Genomic DNA, 17,343 nt, shown 5'->3' on the forward strand with positions numbered 1-17,343 from the left:
GATTCGGCGATCGCATTTGTTGATTCGGCGTTCACATTTGTTGATTCGGCGATCGCATTTGTTGATTCGGCGTTCACATTTGTTGATTCGGCGATGCCTGCGGCGGGCTACGCCAACGCATTTGTTGATTGCACCTGAGTCGGAGAGGGACAGGTTTTGCGTAGTAAAACTTTTTAGACGCATTATTTTTGATTGTGGCACTCTCCACTCGAAATAAATATTTTGCTTTTGGGCATAAATAAATTTACTTGCTCTGAAACTCTTTTTGCACCTTGTATATTAAGTAAGTTGGTACAATAAAACCAAACTGTGTGAAGAAAAGTAAACAAGGCTCAAACTCTTTTTCTCCCTGCCCCCGTTCGGCTGCGCTCACGGCAAGCCTGCTCCCCTGTCTCTTCAGTCACGGATAAAATAAAGAAGTAACATAGCTCCTCACACAAGTAGCAATGACTTCAACCCTACGGAAATTTCCTCGTCTTAATACCCCAACGCTGCATCAGTTGCCCAATGGTTTGACAATCATAGCGGAGCAAATGCCAGTTGAAGCTGTAAACCTCAACGTATGGATTAAAGTTGGTTCAGCAGTAGAATCTGATGCCATTAACGGTATGGCTCACTTTTTAGAGCATATGATTTTTAAGGGAACAGAACGACTGGCTAGCGGCGAGTTTGAACGGCGAATTGAAGAACGGGGTGCTGTTACCAATGCCGCTACTAGCCAAGACTATACTCATTACTATATAACCACTGCGCCCAAAGATTTTGCCGAGCTGGCTCCACTACAAATAGATGTAGTATCAAATGCTAGTATTCCTGATGATGCTTTTGAACGGGAGCGATTAGTAGTTTTAGAAGAAATTAGGCGTTCAGAGGATAATCCCCAACGACGGACATTTCGACGGGTGATGGAGACAGCGTATACTGAGCTACCTTATCGCCGGGCAGTATTGGGGCCGGAATCGGTGATTGCCGAACTTAAACCCCAACAGATGCGGGATTTTCATACTAATTGGTATCAACCCCAGTCAATTACTGCTGTAGCTGTGGGTAATTTGCCTGTGGAAGAATTAATTGCAACCGTTGCTGAAGGATTTACAAAAGTCACTAAAACTCAGTACTCCCCACTCCCCACTCCCCACTCCCTACTCAGCACTGAGTTACCATTTACAGAAATTGTCCGTCGAGAATTTGTAGATGATAGTCTCCAGCAAGCAAGGCTAGTGATGGTTTGGCGGGTTCCAGGAATGACTCAGTTAGATCGCACCTATGGACTGGATGTTTTAGCAGGAATTTTGGGACACGGACGGACATCAAGACTGGTGAGGGATTTACGAGAAGAACGGGGATTGGTTTCTTCAATTTCTGTGAGCAATATGAGCAATCAGCTGCAAGGGACATTTTATATTTCAGCTAAATGTGCAGTGGAAAATTTAGCAGAAGTAGAGGATGCGATCGCTCAACACATTCGCAAAGTTCAAACCGAGTTAGTCACAGAATCAGAAATTGCCCGTGTGCGGCGGCGAGTAGCGAACAGATTTATATTTGGCAATGAAACACCAAGCGATCGCTCTGGGTTGTATGGTTACTATCAGTCCTTGCTGGGAGATTTAGAACCCGCCTTTAACTACCCAGATTATATTCAGAGCCAAGATGCAACTGACTTGATGCAAGCAGCCAAAGAGTATCTTTCCCCAAATGCTTATGGTGTAGTTGTCGTCAAGCCGTAAATTAGAAAATAGGGCATTGGGCATTGGGCATTAATCAATAATTCTTCTTCCCCTGCCTCCCCTGCCTCCCCTGCCTCCCCTGCTCCCCCTGCTCCCCCTGCTCCCTCTATCCCCACTCCCCACTCCCCACTCCCTACTCCCCAATTTAATCATGTGGACTCAAATCGATGCTCAAATTAGCCAGGTGACTGGCGAAAAATTTCAGAGTCAGCAACGGCGATCGGTTGGTGGCGGGTGCATCAACCAAGGTTATGCTATCTCCAATGGTGAGATAACCTACTTCCTTAAGATTAACCAACCATCCGAAGTTGCGATGTTTGAGGCTGAGGCATTGGGTTTAAAGGAAATGCTAGCAACAGCTAGTATTCGCGTCCCAAAACCTCTAAGCTGGGGTGTAGCTGGGAATTCTAGTTACATCTTGCTGGAATGGTTAGAACTTGGTAGCGGTAACAGCAATTCGTGGGAAGAGATGGGGCGCAAGTTAGCGGCGATGCATCAAGCTAGCAGTAGTGAAGGTTTTGGTTGGAAAATAAACAATACCATTGGTTCAACGCCCCAAATCAATACTTGGACATCAGACTGGGCAGAATTTTATATTAAACATCGCCTGGGTTATCAATTTCAGTTGGCAAAGCAACGGGGAGGAAATTTCCCTCAACAAGAAAAATTACTAGCAGCTATCCCGGAACTATTGACGCACCAGGTGCAACCTTCTTTAGTACACGGCGATTTATGGGGCGGAAATGCTGGGTGTACAGCTTCAGGAGAACCCGTGATTTTTGATCCAGCAACTTATTTTGGCGATCGCGAAGTTGATATTGCCATGACAGAATTATTTGGTGGATTCCCCGCAGCGTTTTACAAAGGTTACAACGAAGTCTTTCCTTTAGATGCAGGCTATCAGCAGAGAAAAACGCTCTATAACCTGTATCACATTTTGAATCACTTCAATTTATTTGGGGGCGGTTATGGTTCCCAGGCGAACCGGATGATTGACCAGATTTTGCGCTAAGTACAGCATTTCATTAATTCGTAGCAAATTAAATTTAGCAATGCCCTGCAATGCCAATGTGTCGGGATGCATTGTTAATGCATCGGCTTGCATTGTTAATGTGTCGGAATGCATTGTTAATGCGTTGGAATGCATTGTTAATGTGTCGGAATGCATTGTTAATGCGTTGGAATGCATTGTTAATGCATCTCAATACAATGCCAATGCATTCCCTTAGAATGTTAATGCGTTCCCCTGCACTAAAAACGCTACGCTTTTACGCAAAACTGTAGTAAGTACTGAGTTGCAGAAACACAGGAACACCCGATTGCTTGATTTATATGATGTCCGCCAAATTAGCCATAAGAAAAGAACCCCACCCCCAACCCCTAAGAGCAGCCTCTTAGGTTAGCTCAAGCGTAGCTTTGGCTCTTTGGGCTTGGGGGTATTATGGTTAATTGCCCGGACATCATATCACTGCTGCAAATCATCACCTCCCTCACTCTGGAAGAACGCCTTAATAGGTAACAAAAAACAAGAGGATGGTTATTGCTTCGAGACTGATGCTACCTTAAAGCCACAAATTGATTCACCATCACCGCCAATGCCAAGATACCCAAAATCGTCATTAATCCCGCAGGCATAAACTTGCGTGTTTTAGCCAGTCGAAATCCAAAGACGACTACTAAAACAGCAGTAATTAACCCTGCTAAAATCAAACCCCAGGTTTGTCCTTGGAATTGAAAGTAAGCAGCAAGTATTAGTAATAAACCGCTAATGCTACCGCTTAGGAGTGAAACCTTACTTTTAGCCTGAATGTAGCCAATAATGCCACCAACAATCGCTAATATGCCGTAAGCAAGAGCAGCAATCATACTTAAATTCATTGTTAAAACCTATGTAGACTTTGACTTTACTGCCAGGGTCAGCAGACAATTTACCATAGTTATTTAGCTATACCACACAGTTTATTGATGGACAATCAAGCAATGCCAATCACAAATACTTCTTCATATACAAAGGTTCAATATCTTCAGCGCCAAGCAGCCTCACTTTTACTCTACCAGTCTGTTCTGCAAGGCGAAGTGGGGATGGCATTTCTGGAACTGTTGCAAGCTATACGTTACACTGACGCCGATGCACGCGGTTGCCTTCAAGCCTACGGCAGTTACTTCTACGCTTTGGCTGCTAGAAATCAAAACTGGGAAGACTATTTAATCACTCAACTTCTTTTCTCTAAGAATCCTTTTACAAGGCTGGCTGAAGTGCGAGAATTTGAAGATTTGCCCCCAGCTTTAGTAGCAGCAGTTGAGCATGATTTACAAATATTGCAAAGTCTCTATAAATGTAGCAGCGCTTCTTTGAGTGAGTGGATACAAGGCGTAGCTCATATGCCGATTTCACCAGTAGTGTGGTATAAAGAGCAAGAATTGGTAGGAGTAGAGACATTCGTTACATATCTACAAGAGTTAGATAATTGGGGTGATGCTGTAGAAGAGTTAGCAGCTTATTATCGGCAATGTGGCTCTGGTTTATTTGCAGAATATCGCGCTTTACGCTGGCAAGCTGGGCAGTTTATCGGTATTCGGTATTCTGACCCAGTTAAGCTGAGTGCCCTTGTAGGTTACGAGTCTCAAAGAGATGCTTTGCTAAAAAATACAGAGTTTTTATTATCAGGAGAGATGGCACTGCATGTATTACTTTACGGTAGTCGAGGTTCTGGCAAATCTTCTTTGGTGAAATCTTTGTTGAATGAATATAGTAATCGCAGCCTTCGCTTGTTGGAAGTAGCAAAATCTGATTTAAAAGACTTACCAGAAATTGTGGAACATTTACGGGGAGTGTCACAAAAATTTATCATCTTTGTCGATGACCTTTCATTTGAAGAAGATGATGATGCCTTTAAAGCCCTCAAGGTAGTTTTAGAAGGTAATTTAACCGCACGGCCTAAAAATGTAGTTGTGTATGCTACTTCCAACCGCCGTCACCTGATTCGGGAGTTTCATGTGGATAGACCTGCACCCAAGGATAACGAGGAAATCCATGCCTGGGATACGATGCAGGAGAAACTTTCGTTTAGCGATCGCTTTGGTTTAACCTTGACCTTTGAACCAGCCAATCAGAAAACTTATTTAAAGATTGTACAACATCTAGCCGCACAAGCTGAAATTAATATTACTCAAGAAGATTTGGAATTTCAAGCATTACAGTGGGCAACTCGCCATAATGGTCGTTCTGGACGGACAGCACGGCAGTTTGTAGATTTTTTAAAAGCAGATTTAAGACTATTTAATGTAAATAAGGATACATCCAACACTTCTGATTAAAATTAGTTCATTAATGATTGCACTTTTTTGTTACTTACAGAACAATGTTATGTACCAGTAACTAAAACTAGAGATTTCAGAACGACTATGATACCAAATTTGGGAAAAATGTCTTGTTTCAGCAAACAGAACAACAGATTGAAACTCTTTTTTAGTAAGTATTATTCTCTGTGTATTCTAATTACGAATTATGTTAGTGCAGCGGAAAGCCTTCTCTTCTCCCTACAGCCCTTCTCAAGACAAAAGACGCTGTTCACGGGGCATCCTACGGCAGGCGCTAGCCTCTGCCTTTGAGAGAAGGGGAGACGCTGTTCGCGTTCGCTCGTTAGCGAGTCTGTAAGCGTCATTACGAATTATAAATTAGTATGAGAGTTACTTATTCTGATAATTTAACTACGCTAAAAACCAGCAATATGCAATCAGTAATGATCAGCAATCGATTTATCTTAGGGATAGTTGCCTTTAGTGTGAGTTTTGGCCTTAGCCTCGTCCCAAACTGGGATTTTAATAAAGCTCTTCTCACAGGTGTAATTACTGCCGTTATTATCTATGCAGCAGCATTATTTGTAGATAAGCGACGCCGAAATTATGAAATGTTTGTTTTAGGTTCTCTCCGCAAGCGAATTAAAGAAATGGAGGGATTGAAGGCTCGTGTTGTTAGAGAAATTAATCAAATCGAAGGACATCATAATTTATTATATGCTGAGTCACAACATCTGCAAAATCAAGTCACAGAAAGCCGTAACCAAAGGGATAGTATACATCGAGAATTAAGAACATTTGCCGGGCATAAAAAGCAGTTAGAAACTGAAATCAATAACCTGCAAACTGAAATTAATAACTTGCATACAAATCAAGCAGAATTGAACAATGCTTTTTCTATTCTCACAGCAGAGAAGCGCCGTCTAGAGTCAAATTGTAATGGCTCTCGTACTGAAATTACTCAGTTGCAAAGTCAAATTTGCGAACTCAAACAGGAGAAACAAGAAGTTGAAAGTAATTTAACTCTTTTAGGCAGACTCAAACCCCAATTAGAAGAAAAACTATACGAAATGCGAATTGCAATTCAAGAGCTAGAAGTTGAGACAAGCCAAAAAAATCAATTCCTGGTAGCAACAAAAACCGAAACAGAAAATATCCAAGCTATCCTGAATTATTCACAAACCCAACTAGTAGAAAAAAAAGCTGAATTACAGGAATTGCAAGGGCAGGTTTCATTATTACAAGAAGAACGAGACTCATTACAAAATCAAGTATGGGAATTACTCCAACAAATAGAAACATTCAATCAAGAACCTTTGTCTGATAATTCCCAAGATGATCCTGAATTGTTTCCTTTTTCTGAAATAATGGAAAATACAGCAATCACAGATACTTCAGAAATTGAGACATCAGAGAATATATCTGAAGAATGGACTAATTTTTTAGAAAATCTCCCACGCTCTGAACTAGAAGTATTAAAAGCTATAGTCGAACAAGATAATCCCAAGGCTGCTATTAAAAAAATTGCCGAAGCAAACATCACTATGCCGAATCTATTAATCGATTCTATAAATGAACGAGCAAATGATATTATTGGTGAATTAATTATTAATTCAGATTTGGAAATTCCAGAAGTTTACCCTGAGTATATGATGTATGTCAAAAAAATGATTGCAATGTATGAAGACTTTATGGCTAGACATGCTTCGTCCAATTAAATTATTAATTATTGCTGTCGTCAGATTAGTAGTAACGTGAATATGTGCCTTACCTACTTACTGCGTGCTTCTGCGTTTAGAATAAAGTGATGTGTAATATATGGCAAAGCTCAAAATCTCGAAAAAAATCTCCACTGCTTTAATCAATTCCCTTGGTGCGGGGGTAGTACCAAGAATAGGAGTTGAACATATAGCAGTAGGTCGAGAAAAAGAACTAAAAAGCCTATTACAAAATCTCGATGATATTGCAGAAGGTGTAGCAGCATTTCGCTTCATAATTGGTAACTACGGTTCTGGGAAAAGTTTTTTATTGCAACTAATTCGCAACCGTGCTATAGAGCAAGGTTTTGTAGTAGCTGATGGTGATTTATCCTCTGAACGTCGATTAGCAGGAAGCAACCATGAAGGTGTAGCCACCTATCGAGAATTAATGAGCCACCTAGCTACAAAAACTCGTCCTGATGGTGGTGCTTTAGTCTCAATTTTAGAAGGATGGATTAATAAAATTCAACAAGAAGTGGTTAAAGAAAGTGGAATGCGTCCGAATGACGATGGCTTTGATGACCAAGTTGAATCGAAAATTAGGGAAGTAGTTCAGTATATTGAAGACTTAGTTCATGGATTTGATTTTGGTAGCGTTATAATCGCTTATTGGCGTGGCTACCGATTGGATGATGATAATTTAAAAAATGCGGCGATGCGCTGGTTACGTGGAGAATTTACTACTAAAGTTGAAGCAAAAGCAGCTTTAGGAGTGCGCGTCATTATTGATGATGATAGTTGGTATGACTACATCAAACTATTTGCTAAATTTGTAGCTGAGATTGGCTATAAAGGACTGTTAATTATACTTGATGAAGCTGTACATTTATATCAAATATCTAATACAGTCACGCGGGAAAAGAACTATAATAGACTTTTAGCAATGTTTAACGATACCATGCAATGTAAAGCAGAACATCTTGGTATTGTTGTTGGTGGAACAACTAAATTTTTAGAAGATCCCAAACGGGGACTTTTTGCAGACCAAGCTTGGCAAAGACGCACAAAGGAAAGCCGTTTTGTTGCACAATCTGGCGTTCAGGAGTATTTGGGGCCAGTAATTCGATTGAACCCGTTGAGTGAAGTAGAAATTTTGACGCTTTTGCAGCGTTTAACTGAGATTCATGCACTCAATTTTGGATATGAACAGACTTTGACAAATCGTGAGTTGAAGGAGTTTGTGCAAGAAATTATTAATCGCTTGGGTGCAGAAGCATTACTCACACCAGGGGAAATTGTGCGAGATTTTATGAGTGTGCTAAATATTCTTCACCAAAATCCAGGAATTGCGTTTGCTGAATTAATTCATGGTTCTAAATTTAAACCTACTGCTATGGGTAAGGATGCAGATGTGGATGAAGATGGCGCGGCAGAATTTAGTTTGTGATTATTGCTAGCAAAAGCGTCTCCGACAAAAGAAGCAACTGACGCGACACAAAGAGAAGAAAGAGAAGGAAAAGTTTTCTTAATCTAAGCGTATTGTTTCAAATACTAATGAGTAAACCTCTGACAAAAGTCGAAATTTATCATCAAATTCATCTGTTTTGAGGATTAATTAAAATAGCTTTTGGTTGATTAGTATTAAATAGAGAAGCAGACAACAGAATAATCGGTTTGTTTGTTTGGTTTTCTCCATAATGAACCATTCCGGCAGATTCAACTAAAGAATCTCCTACTGTAAGCTGTATAGTTTTCCCTTTTTGAAGAATCAATTCTGTGCCGTTAACTTTCGTTACTTTAGCTTTTCCTTCCACAACAGTATAAGTTAAACTTCCCGCCTCTACTCGTTCAATCTGCATTCCCGGATGAGTATGAGTAGGGAGTTTTGCTCTTGGTGCGATGGTATAGCGTACAAGCTCAAGAATCTGCTTTTGATCTTGAGTAGGATAACCACTCGCTAAAACTTCACGGGTAACAGATTTAGTATAAGTATTGGGTGAGGAGATTTCTTGGCTCTTAACAACTACACTGCCAAAAGCTAAGATAGCTAATGGGAGAATCAGAGACAGTTTTCTCATATTAAAAGTTTTTTATTTGGGCAATACCTTTAATTAAATCATTTTGTGTTTAGTTTGCCTAATAAGCATAAGTAGCTTAACTCACTTTAAAAGACGAGCGAAAATTATTCACCTGCAATCTCTGGAAACAACCTACTTAAGTCCAATAATGCATCTTCAAATCCAGGAATCGCCACTAACTGGTTAGATAAAAAAATCTGCTTGCTAAGATAGCTAAACTTACTTTGAGCATTCTGATATGGCTGGCTATGACGCTCAAGTTGACGAGCCGGCAAATTCACAATCCAATAATCAGAAATTCCGGCTTCTGCATATAAAGACAGCTTGGTTGTTTGGTCATAATCTATGGTTTTATCCGAAATTTCAATTACTAACAAAATATCTTCGGAATAGGGATGATGAGCGAGATAATCTTCATCTCTTCCTCGTGCAATGACAACATCCGGTTCAGGCTCACTCTGATTAGGAAGGGTGATAGGATCTTGTCCACGGATGACTGCTTGATCACCTAAAAGCCGATCCAATTGACGGCACAGGATAGAACTACAAACTGTATGAGGTGTTCCCTTTGCTGTCATTTGAATCAGTTCTCCTCGAATTAACTCAATATGATTGGCCTCTGTCAGAAATCCGAGTTCAATCAATTGATGGTATTCAGCGATCGTAAATCGCTTTGGTATCACAGCATTCATGAGACATTCTTCCTATGGCACTGATTCCAATTTTACTTGTAGATTAAAGTTATTGCGATCGCAATAACTTAAGCTATCGTTACCACAACTGAAGCATTCATCAGTAATCTTAAAGCTGTGGTTATGAATGTTGAAGCTGTCGTTACCACAACTGAAGCATTCATCAGTAATCTTAAAGCTGTGGTTATGAATGCTAAAGCTGTCATTATATATACTTCAACGTTCATAAGTAACCTTAAAGCTGTCGTTACCACAGCTTAAGTTGTGGTTATGAAGATAAATTTTTGCAACAAGTCTATTGTAAAGGAGTAGCGATCGCCTCAAATTGCTGCCAACAAAGGTACAATGCCCGCGGTACGTGAAAACATCCTTTCCATTTGCCACCTTTAAGGTTCAACAATACTTCTCCACGCCGATTGAGATAGCCAAACCACTCACCGTATTCTGAATCAGCAAAGTGTGACCAGGCGTAATCGTGCATTTTTTGATACCATTCCCAACACACCTCACGCCCAGTCAGGCGATAGCCCATCGCTAATGCAACCAAAGACTCTAGGTGAACCCACCACAGCTTTTGATCCCATTCCAATTGTTGTGGGGGATGACCGTCTGCATCCATAAAGTAATACAATCCGCCATACTCACTATCCCAAGCAAAATCCAGGATATTTAGCACCACATCAACGGCTTGGTTAATAGTTTTGGTATCGTTTTTGCGACGGGCGATGTCCATGATGAACCACATAGCTTCGATACCGTGACCTGGGTTAATCAGCCGTCCCTCAAAACAATCTATGTGGGAACCGTCAGGGGTAACGTTTTCGTACATTAGTCCCTGTTCTTGGTCGAGAAAATCGGTCATCACTTCGCGGACTGTCTCAGCTAAGACATTATCTAGTGTTTCCTTTGGCAGCAACCATTCCATTTCTAAAGTCAGGTTGGCTAAAATCATCGGTACAGCCAATGATTTCATGGGGCGTGTGCCAGGATAGGTTTTATTATATTTGCCCTTCGGGTTGTCCTTGCGGCGTAATACGTTGTTATAAGCCTGCATTGCCACATCCTTTGCCCATTCTTCCCCCCCAGCGAGTGCATATTGACTAAATGCCATCGCTGCAAAGCAATCAGAAAAGATATTGTAAGGCTGAACCAGTGGTTTTCCTTCACGGGTGAGGGAAAAATACCAGTTACCATCACTATCTCTGCCATGTTTGGCGAGAAAATTAGCGCCATTGCTGGCGATTTTCAGCCAGTTTTCGCGTTTTTCTAGCTGGTTGCAAAGCATGGAAAAAGTCCACACTTGGCGGTTTTGTAGCCAGATGAATTTGTCTGGATCATAAATTTTGCCGTAGCGATCGAGGCAGGTAAAATAGCCGCCTTGCTGCCAATCAAGGGAGTGTTTTTCCCAAAATGGAAGGACATCGTTGAGGAGGGCGTTTTTGTAAAGTTCAGCGATTGCTTGAAAGTCATGCTCCATAAATTTCCTCCCCTTTTGTGCTAAAGCTAACAGCTTAACAGTTATCACATTTTGGCTCGAATATGGAGCGTAGGCGTAGCCCGTCGTAGACATCGCGTCACTCTCTGACAAGATTTCGTCAGCAGCAGTTATACTGCTATGTTGTATCTTGCATCATTCTCAATAACCGTAGGGGAGCCAGTGCGGTGAGGCAGCCCCCGTCTTGGCGGTTCCCGTCGATAGCGCAGCGTAAAGCCTGCGGCATGGCAACTCTTAGAGACGCTACGCGTAGCTTGCTTCCCCGCAGGGGTACGCTTAGAGCGAGTCAGACGCTCGAAGGGTCTTGAGTAGAGCAGCTGACGTTGGGCATTATAGCGTCCACTTGACAAGTTTTTTAGATATGAGGTAGTTATGAGTCAAATTAAACGAGTTGCGATCGTTGGAGGAAACCACGGTAATGAGTTAACAGGAATACATCTAGTCAAAAGGTTTCAGCAATATCCTAATTTAATCAACAGAGCAAGTTTTGAAACTCTGGCATTACTTGGCAATCTCAAAGCTATTGAAAAAGGCAAACGATACATTGACAAGGATTTAAATCGTTGCTTCACCAATCAAGGTTTACAAAATCAGCAACTTTCAAGTTATGAAGATACGCGGGCAAAAGCAATCCAACAGATACTGCAACCGCAAAATCAGCCCTTTGTAGATGTAATTGTTGATTTGCACAGCACAACTGCCAACATGGGGCTAAGTCTGATTTTTTGTGATCTGCATCCTTTATTACTTCGGTTAGGCGCTTATTTAAGTTTTATCAATCCGATGGTAAAGGTTTTTGTTAATCAACAATCTAGAGAAGCTGGTTTTCTCCGTTCTTTGTGCGAATTAGGTTTTGTTATAGAAGTTGGTGCTGTGGCTCAGAATATTTTAAATGCAGAATTATTTAAACAAACAGAACAGCTTATTTATGCAATTTTAGACTATTTTGAAAGGTGCAACCAAGGTAATATTCCGCAAAGAAACAGTACGCTTACACTCTATCAATACATTGAGACTATCGATTATCCTAGAAGCGATGCCTACGGCGGGGAAATTCAAGCCATGATTCACCCCCAGCTTCAGTTTAGAGATTATGAACCTCTGAATCCAGGCGATCCAATGTTTCTGACTTTTGAAGGAAAAGATATTTTTTATGAGGGAGAGTCTACTGTTTATCCTATTTTTATTAATGAAGCAGCTTACTACGAGAAAGGAATTGCGATGTATTTAACTCAAAAACAACAAGAGATAGTTTAAGAAGCGTTGCATAATAGAAAAAGCCTGTAGTTTAATTTATTCCCCCTTTGAACTAAAATTGCAAATCAGCCAAGGTAGTAAAATCAAGCAATGCATCGCTCAATTCTTCGAGAACAGGTAAAGGTAAACCAGAAATTGAGGAGCGCATTTCCTGAGATAATTCTTCAAGCCGCTTAGTCAATAATGTTTCTTAATCCAACATTTCTAGGTCAATTCCTAAAGCGTTGAGTTGTTCAATAGGGAGCGATCGCAATTTCTCTACAATTCTCTCCCGCTTTTGTCGCTCAATTACAGCCCGTTCCTCACCCGTTAGCAGTAAATTTCCTTGTGCATCCCACCACCGCAGCCAAGGTAACTCTGCATTTTGATACAAACCCTGCCAGATTCCCAACTCTACCCCCATAGGAGCAATTGGGTAATGTCCTCGTTGATTGGGTTTCATCAGTTGATAAGTATTATCGATTAGGTGGTAAACTTCCACCTGCGCTTTTGCTACTTCATAAATCCCATAATAAGGCACTCGAATTGCTTGCTCATAAACCCAAAATTTACCAACATTTCCACCTTCGCCTTGAGATGGCGGTGTGTTATCTCGTTCTTCCGAACCATCTCCAGAGAGAAATTCCAACACAATCAAGGGTGCAACATACTCCTTCCACAGCACATAAGAACGCCGCATTTTACCGTTAAGGGTCGGTGGTACATTGGGTACATAAAACCAGTCTGGTGCCTCAGCGCCCTTCTCAGGAGGATCTGTCAATCGCCAGTAGATGCCAGAATCTTGTCCAATACAATATTGACTATTAGGATGAAGTTCCTCTAAGACAAGTGTAATTGAGTCAGTGAGTAAGATACTTTGGGGATGCTCTTGCCAGTTTTTCACGAATGTACCATCTGAGTCTGGTAACTGGGTGTGATCAGGTAAAGTTAATGCCGATAGGGAAGTCATAGGCTTTAACCAAGATTATATTTGTATTATATTTATTAGGATAATAAATATAATAAGCTTTGTTGTCCTAGAGTACTTGAGACTTAGGAATTTTACACTTATTAAATTTGCAATTAAGTACGTTTTTTACAAATAGAGATACTCCCAAAAACATTGCCTCTTAATTGTTAAGTTGTTCTTTCGTTACTTTGCCTTTGGTGTCAGCTTACTATTATTTGATAAGTTATCAAGCGTGCATCAAGGTCAACAACTATTGTTCCTCCCCGATTTTCCTCTACCTGTCGCCAGACATCATAGCCCATCATAATCGCCTTTTCCCAATCACCCGGCGAACATTGAGAAACTTCTAAATGGGATGTCATATTTTTGATAGTCTTCAATAGTTGGTAATCTAATGTTGAAACGCCTTCTAAGAAACCGTGATTTTTGGCATAGCTAAATACAAGTGCTGATATACCTTCCTCAATAGCTACTGCACGACCGCCGTCTTCAATTTCGTCAATACTATAATTACTTTTACGCTTACATTTAAGAATACTACGAGTGACGACCGACCAACCTAAAACTGCGGCGTAGGAAAAATGGAAAACATCATGAAAACGGTAGCCATCGCTTGTATATGAATTATCGGTTAGGTCATTTCCAATTTGTTGTTTGTTGATAAATGCCTTCATTTTGATTGAGTTATCTTTGCTTACCTCCGTAATTTCTACTTCAAACTTTCGTGGTAAAGTTTCATGTTCAGGGAAGTCATTATCAAATATGTAGGTTGTAGCTTTATCATCTATCTGTGCTGAATCTCTCCATCCCCAACGATCATGGCACTTTTTTAGATTATCTTCTGCAATTTCTTCAAAATTAAGGTTAAATTTGCTTGCCAAGTTGGAAATATACCAAAGCATATCTCCCAATTCTTCTGCGATACCTTCTTTAAATAGTTTGTGTGCATCACCGTCACGTAAATATTTTTTATACTCAGTCATCAATGAGCCAACTTCACCAACTAAACCTAATAGCGGTATGATTAGTTCAGTATCCTCGACAGCAGGAATTTGGTCTGTATTGAGTGCTTGCGTTTGATACTCATAAAAATTCATAATGAAACTGCTCCTATTTCAAATCTGTTGATTAAAGCGATTTTTTCGGGTTAAAATACAAATATGATAAGACTTAAAAAGTATTGCCATTAAAGTTTTGAATTCAGCTATATTTGTAGGGAATAGTTAGGAAAAATAATTAGTTTTGTAGTATTTTCAACTTTAAGATATAGCGGATGATTTGGGTATCCCTTCTTTGTTAGCTTAAGGCAGTGAAGAGTTTTTTTACCAGAAATTAGACTTAGCACTTCTTTGTCACGGTCACAGTTATTTTTGGGGTACTTACTTGCTCCCCATGCCAAAATAATTAAGTCAGCGCGTTCTGTTGCTGATTTAATATAAAAGTTATTTTCTAAACCCACAGGATCATCTACTTGATAAAGTTCACGGGGTTTTGGAGTAATATAAGCAAATAGATTCACCACTTCAAGAGAACCACAACCCCAAAAGTTAGCAAAGTTAATACATTTAGTGAGTGTCCTATCATCTTTGTCAGCATCGGCAGTACTTGGGTTAAGCATCACAAAAGTAACTTGCGGCAAATTCTCAACCCATTTACGCCCTAGCAAATATCGATACTTTTCAGTGCTATCAATCTTGGCATATCCTTTCATTTCGATATGTTTCACTCTAAATTGCTGTTTATTTATGAATAATAGAATGCATCAAAACAGACATAACTGTTGAGATTGTTCTGTATTTACGTTTTGCAAAGCTTTTGATTTTTTCTTCTGAGTCTCTTGCTCATATTTTTTATGTGGTTTTGATATATTATTCGGAATTTCAGATGTTGTATTTACCAGGAAATCTAATTGTAAAGACAATTGCTGATAATTACTATTATTGATTTGTTGAAAATTAGGAATATCTAATCGTGCTAATTTCTGTACTAAATTTTCTTGGATTTTATCGTTAATATGCCATTTAGGCGGATAAAAGTAATCAATTGGTTGAGGTGTTGAAGTAAATTTAGACTTTATCTTTTTACGATTACTTTTCAAATCAGGAAATGCTGCTCGGCAGTATTTATCAGTTTCACAAAAAAGATTTTGACAGTCTATTGCCTGTAGCGGACGACCCCAGAGTGATTGAAAATTTAACCCTAACCGTTGAAACTCTCTCTCTTGATTTTCAGTCATCCAATGAATGATATCAGTAGATGTTTTACTATGTGTATCAATAAAACACTTGTCGATACCACGTTCGGCTCCAGGACCTGGTATAGTAAAACTGTTTTCGTCAAAGTTGATAATTTCACTATAGTTAATATCTGTCGCTAATTGGTAAGCCATAAACTTACCTAGCAATGGATATTCTTGAATTATATGAAAAACGGCTTCAAAATTTTTGGCTTTGACTATGCGATTAACTACCCTATCTTGGACAACCATTTTATCAATTAATGCCAAATGATTTTGGTGTTTTTTATCATAACCAAACTCTTTGCTGGCACAAGACATATATGCACTGGTATAAATGACATATCCAAGATGCATAGCTTCTTGTAATATGTCTGAATATGCATTTGAGTCGAAATTAGACAGTGTAATATAGTCTCCTATTTTGTTTTCTAAATATTTCCAGGTTTCTATTTTATTAAAAATTTTAAATAAGAGAATCCTTAAAATTACCTCTTCTTCGTTATTGCTCCTATTTTCATCGTAAATTACGTTTTTTATCAGATATTGCGAAACGCGATCGCTTGCTCGATATGCATTACAAAATTTATAAGTATTAATAATCGGGTCACTTGTCCAGGGTGGTGGTACGTTGTTAATTTTATTGAAAAATACTTCCTGGCGCATAGCAGCAAATCGCCAATAGGTATCAAAAATTTCTTGTCTTACTTGCATACACAGTTCTCCTGGTTTGTCGTCATCAGTTTTAAACCCTCCTTAATTATGAGGTACTAATCCGAGTTGATTGTCGGTTAAGCTCAAAACTCCGATTGTGATATATCTTGAGAATCGACTAGGTAAAAGGAATTCCAGCAGAAATAATTTTATTCACACAATCCAGGGTAGGCAATTTTGCCCACCCCATACAGATTTTACACAGTTGTCTGAAACTTATTTAAACTACGCACGTTATCGCAACTTATCCAATACACTGAGATCCTCTAAAGTCAAAGTATCACCAGATGCTAAATTCCACACCAACTGCCCATAATACCCGATCGCATTATTGGCAAAGCAAGCATCCTGAAAGCTAATCGTCAGCAAGTCTTCTTAACTTTTAGCACTGAATAATATGATTTTCATGAAACATTAGGCTGATCACCAGTTTTTATCTCTCGCAAGATTCGTTCGACTTGGTTAACTTTTTCAACTCTATTCTGTGCTTTAAAAATATTTAAAGCTTTTTGTAGAGAAGATAGTGCCTCATCTTTTTTATTCGTTTGCCACAATGCCAGTGCAAAATTAGTCAACCCCTCGCCATAATTAGGATTAATTTCTAGAGCTTTTTTATATTCAGTAATGGCTTCTTCCCAGCGACTTTCGCTAGCATAAACAATACCGATCGCATTGTAGGCTAGAGCATATTTTGGTTGGATGCGAATGGCTTCTCTATATGAGCTAATTGCTTCTTCTGATTTCTTTTGCCGAAAAAGCACATTTCCCAGTTGAAAGCGTCCAAAGGCATCGTCTGGGAATTTTTTAATTAACTTGCGTAAATTTTCCTCTGCACCTGTTAAGTCTCCCTGATTAAATGAAGCATTGGCTTGTTGCATCATCTGCGATCGCTCTGATGATCCTTCTGATGATCCTGTACCTGGAGCCTGTGCTAGTTTTTGTGGTTGTCTCTGTGCATACTGTTCAGGGGAATGCAAAGAAACTTTTGCCGGAACGGCTAACACTAATGGTGATATCCCTATTACAGTGATGATACTCAGCGTCATGCCGCTAAGAGGTTGAACAAGTACTGATTTGTGTTGCTTTTTCAGTTTCATTGTCCTCAATGCCTTAATAATGTCCTGATTATCATCATAAATTGAGGTGCGTTAGTAAATGCCTAACGCACCAACAAGCGTGTCAAATTAAACGGGCA

Annotated in this window: 17 protein-coding genes and 1 pseudogene; 6 read left to right on the top strand and 12 right to left on the bottom strand. The window is 39.7% G+C overall.

The window, feature by feature from the left end; translation table 11 throughout:
- Nucleotides 1-446: 446 nt before the first annotated feature.
- Nucleotides 447-1,727, top strand: coding sequence for a M16 family metallopeptidase (locus tag V7K46_RS19080; RefSeq protein WP_335115791.1), 1,281 nt, complete (start codon nt 447-449; stop codon nt 1,725-1,727).
- Between the two features lie 151 nt (nt 1,728-1,878).
- Entirely contained in the window at nt 1,879-2,739 is an 861-nt protein-coding gene (locus V7K46_RS19085) for a fructosamine kinase family protein (RefSeq protein WP_335115793.1), read from the top strand.
- Nucleotides 2,740-3,284: 545 nt separating this feature from the next.
- Here V7K46_RS19085 and V7K46_RS19090 read toward each other — a convergent pair.
- Complete coding sequence (locus V7K46_RS19090) at nt 3,285-3,605, bottom strand: TMEM14 family protein (RefSeq protein WP_335115795.1); 321 nt, start codon at nt 3,603-3,605, stop codon at nt 3,285-3,287.
- Between the two features lie 87 nt (nt 3,606-3,692).
- Here V7K46_RS19090 and V7K46_RS19095 point away from each other — a divergent pair, with 87 nt between their 5' ends.
- From V7K46_RS19095 to V7K46_RS19105, 3 genes are all read left to right on the top strand, one after another.
- Nucleotides 3,693-5,045 carry an ATP-binding protein gene (locus V7K46_RS19095; RefSeq protein ID WP_335115797.1) on the top strand — a complete coding sequence of 451 codons (1,353 nt, stop codon included), beginning with the start codon at nt 3,693-3,695 and terminating at the stop codon, nt 5,043-5,045.
- 413 nt (nt 5,046-5,458) lie between these two features.
- Entirely contained in the window at nt 5,459-6,745 is a 1,287-nt protein-coding gene (locus V7K46_RS19100) for a tellurite resistance TerB C-terminal domain-containing protein (RefSeq protein ID WP_335115799.1), read from the top strand.
- A 100-nt stretch (nt 6,746-6,845) separates the two neighbouring features.
- Nucleotides 6,846-8,174: an ATP-binding protein gene (locus V7K46_RS19105; RefSeq protein ID WP_335115801.1), complete on the top strand. Its 1,329-nt coding sequence runs from the start codon at nt 6,846-6,848 to the stop codon at nt 8,172-8,174.
- 148 nt (nt 8,175-8,322) lie between these two features.
- Here V7K46_RS19105 and V7K46_RS19110 read toward each other — a convergent pair whose 3' ends face one another.
- From V7K46_RS19110 to V7K46_RS19125, 4 genes are all read right to left on the bottom strand, one after another.
- Nucleotides 8,323-8,805 (bottom strand): cupin domain-containing protein, encoded by a 483-nt coding sequence (locus V7K46_RS19110; protein WP_335115803.1) that lies wholly within the window; start codon nt 8,803-8,805, stop codon nt 8,323-8,325.
- Nucleotides 8,806-8,909: 104 nt separating this feature from the next.
- A complete protein-coding gene (locus tag V7K46_RS19115; RefSeq protein ID WP_335115805.1) occupies nt 8,910-9,497 on the bottom strand; it encodes a Uma2 family endonuclease in 588 nt (195 codons plus the stop codon).
- 295 nt (nt 9,498-9,792) lie between these two features.
- A complete protein-coding gene (locus V7K46_RS19120) occupies nt 9,793-10,974 on the bottom strand; it encodes an AGE family epimerase/isomerase (protein ID WP_335115984.1) in 1,182 nt (393 codons plus the stop codon).
- Between the two features lie 128 nt (nt 10,975-11,102).
- Nucleotides 11,103-11,342: a hypothetical protein gene (locus V7K46_RS19125; RefSeq protein ID WP_335115807.1), complete on the bottom strand. Its 240-nt coding sequence runs from the start codon at nt 11,340-11,342 to the stop codon at nt 11,103-11,105.
- Between the two features lie 22 nt (nt 11,343-11,364).
- Here V7K46_RS19125 and V7K46_RS19130 point away from each other — a divergent pair, with 22 nt between their 5' ends.
- Nucleotides 11,365-12,249: an aspartoacylase gene (locus V7K46_RS19130; RefSeq protein WP_335115809.1), complete on the top strand. Its 885-nt coding sequence runs from the start codon at nt 11,365-11,367 to the stop codon at nt 12,247-12,249.
- A 52-nt stretch (nt 12,250-12,301) separates the two neighbouring features.
- Here V7K46_RS19130 and V7K46_RS19135 read toward each other — a convergent pair.
- The 7 genes and pseudogenes from V7K46_RS19135 to V7K46_RS19165 all read right to left on the bottom strand — a co-directional run.
- Nucleotides 12,302-12,433 (bottom strand): annotated as a pseudogene (locus tag V7K46_RS19135) (DUF4351 domain-containing protein); the annotation flags it as partial.
- 6 nt (nt 12,434-12,439) lie between these two features.
- Nucleotides 12,440-13,198: a Uma2 family endonuclease gene (locus V7K46_RS19140; RefSeq protein WP_335115811.1), complete on the bottom strand. Its 759-nt coding sequence runs from the start codon at nt 13,196-13,198 to the stop codon at nt 12,440-12,442.
- A gap of 200 nt (nt 13,199-13,398) precedes the next feature.
- Entirely contained in the window at nt 13,399-14,295 is an 897-nt protein-coding gene (locus tag V7K46_RS19145) for a nucleoside triphosphate pyrophosphohydrolase family protein (RefSeq protein ID WP_335115813.1), read from the bottom strand.
- A gap of 107 nt (nt 14,296-14,402) precedes the next feature.
- Complete coding sequence (locus tag V7K46_RS19150) at nt 14,403-14,924, bottom strand: DUF1643 domain-containing protein (protein WP_335115815.1); 522 nt, start codon at nt 14,922-14,924, stop codon at nt 14,403-14,405.
- A gap of 36 nt (nt 14,925-14,960) precedes the next feature.
- Nucleotides 14,961-16,148: a nucleotide kinase domain-containing protein gene (locus tag V7K46_RS19155; protein ID WP_335115817.1), complete on the bottom strand. Its 1,188-nt coding sequence runs from the start codon at nt 16,146-16,148 to the stop codon at nt 14,961-14,963.
- A gap of 234 nt (nt 16,149-16,382) precedes the next feature.
- Nucleotides 16,383-16,517, bottom strand: a complete 135-nt coding sequence (locus V7K46_RS19160; RefSeq protein WP_335115819.1) for a hypothetical protein — start codon at nt 16,515-16,517, stop codon at nt 16,383-16,385.
- Between the two features lie 35 nt (nt 16,518-16,552).
- Nucleotides 16,553-17,245 (bottom strand): tetratricopeptide repeat protein, encoded by a 693-nt coding sequence (locus V7K46_RS19165; protein ID WP_335115821.1) that lies wholly within the window; start codon nt 17,243-17,245, stop codon nt 16,553-16,555.
- Nucleotides 17,246-17,343: the final 98 nt, after the last annotated feature.

The organism is Nostoc sp., from assembly GCF_036917395.1.
Classification (GTDB): Bacteria; Cyanobacteriota; Cyanobacteriia; order Cyanobacteriales; family Nostocaceae; genus Nostoc.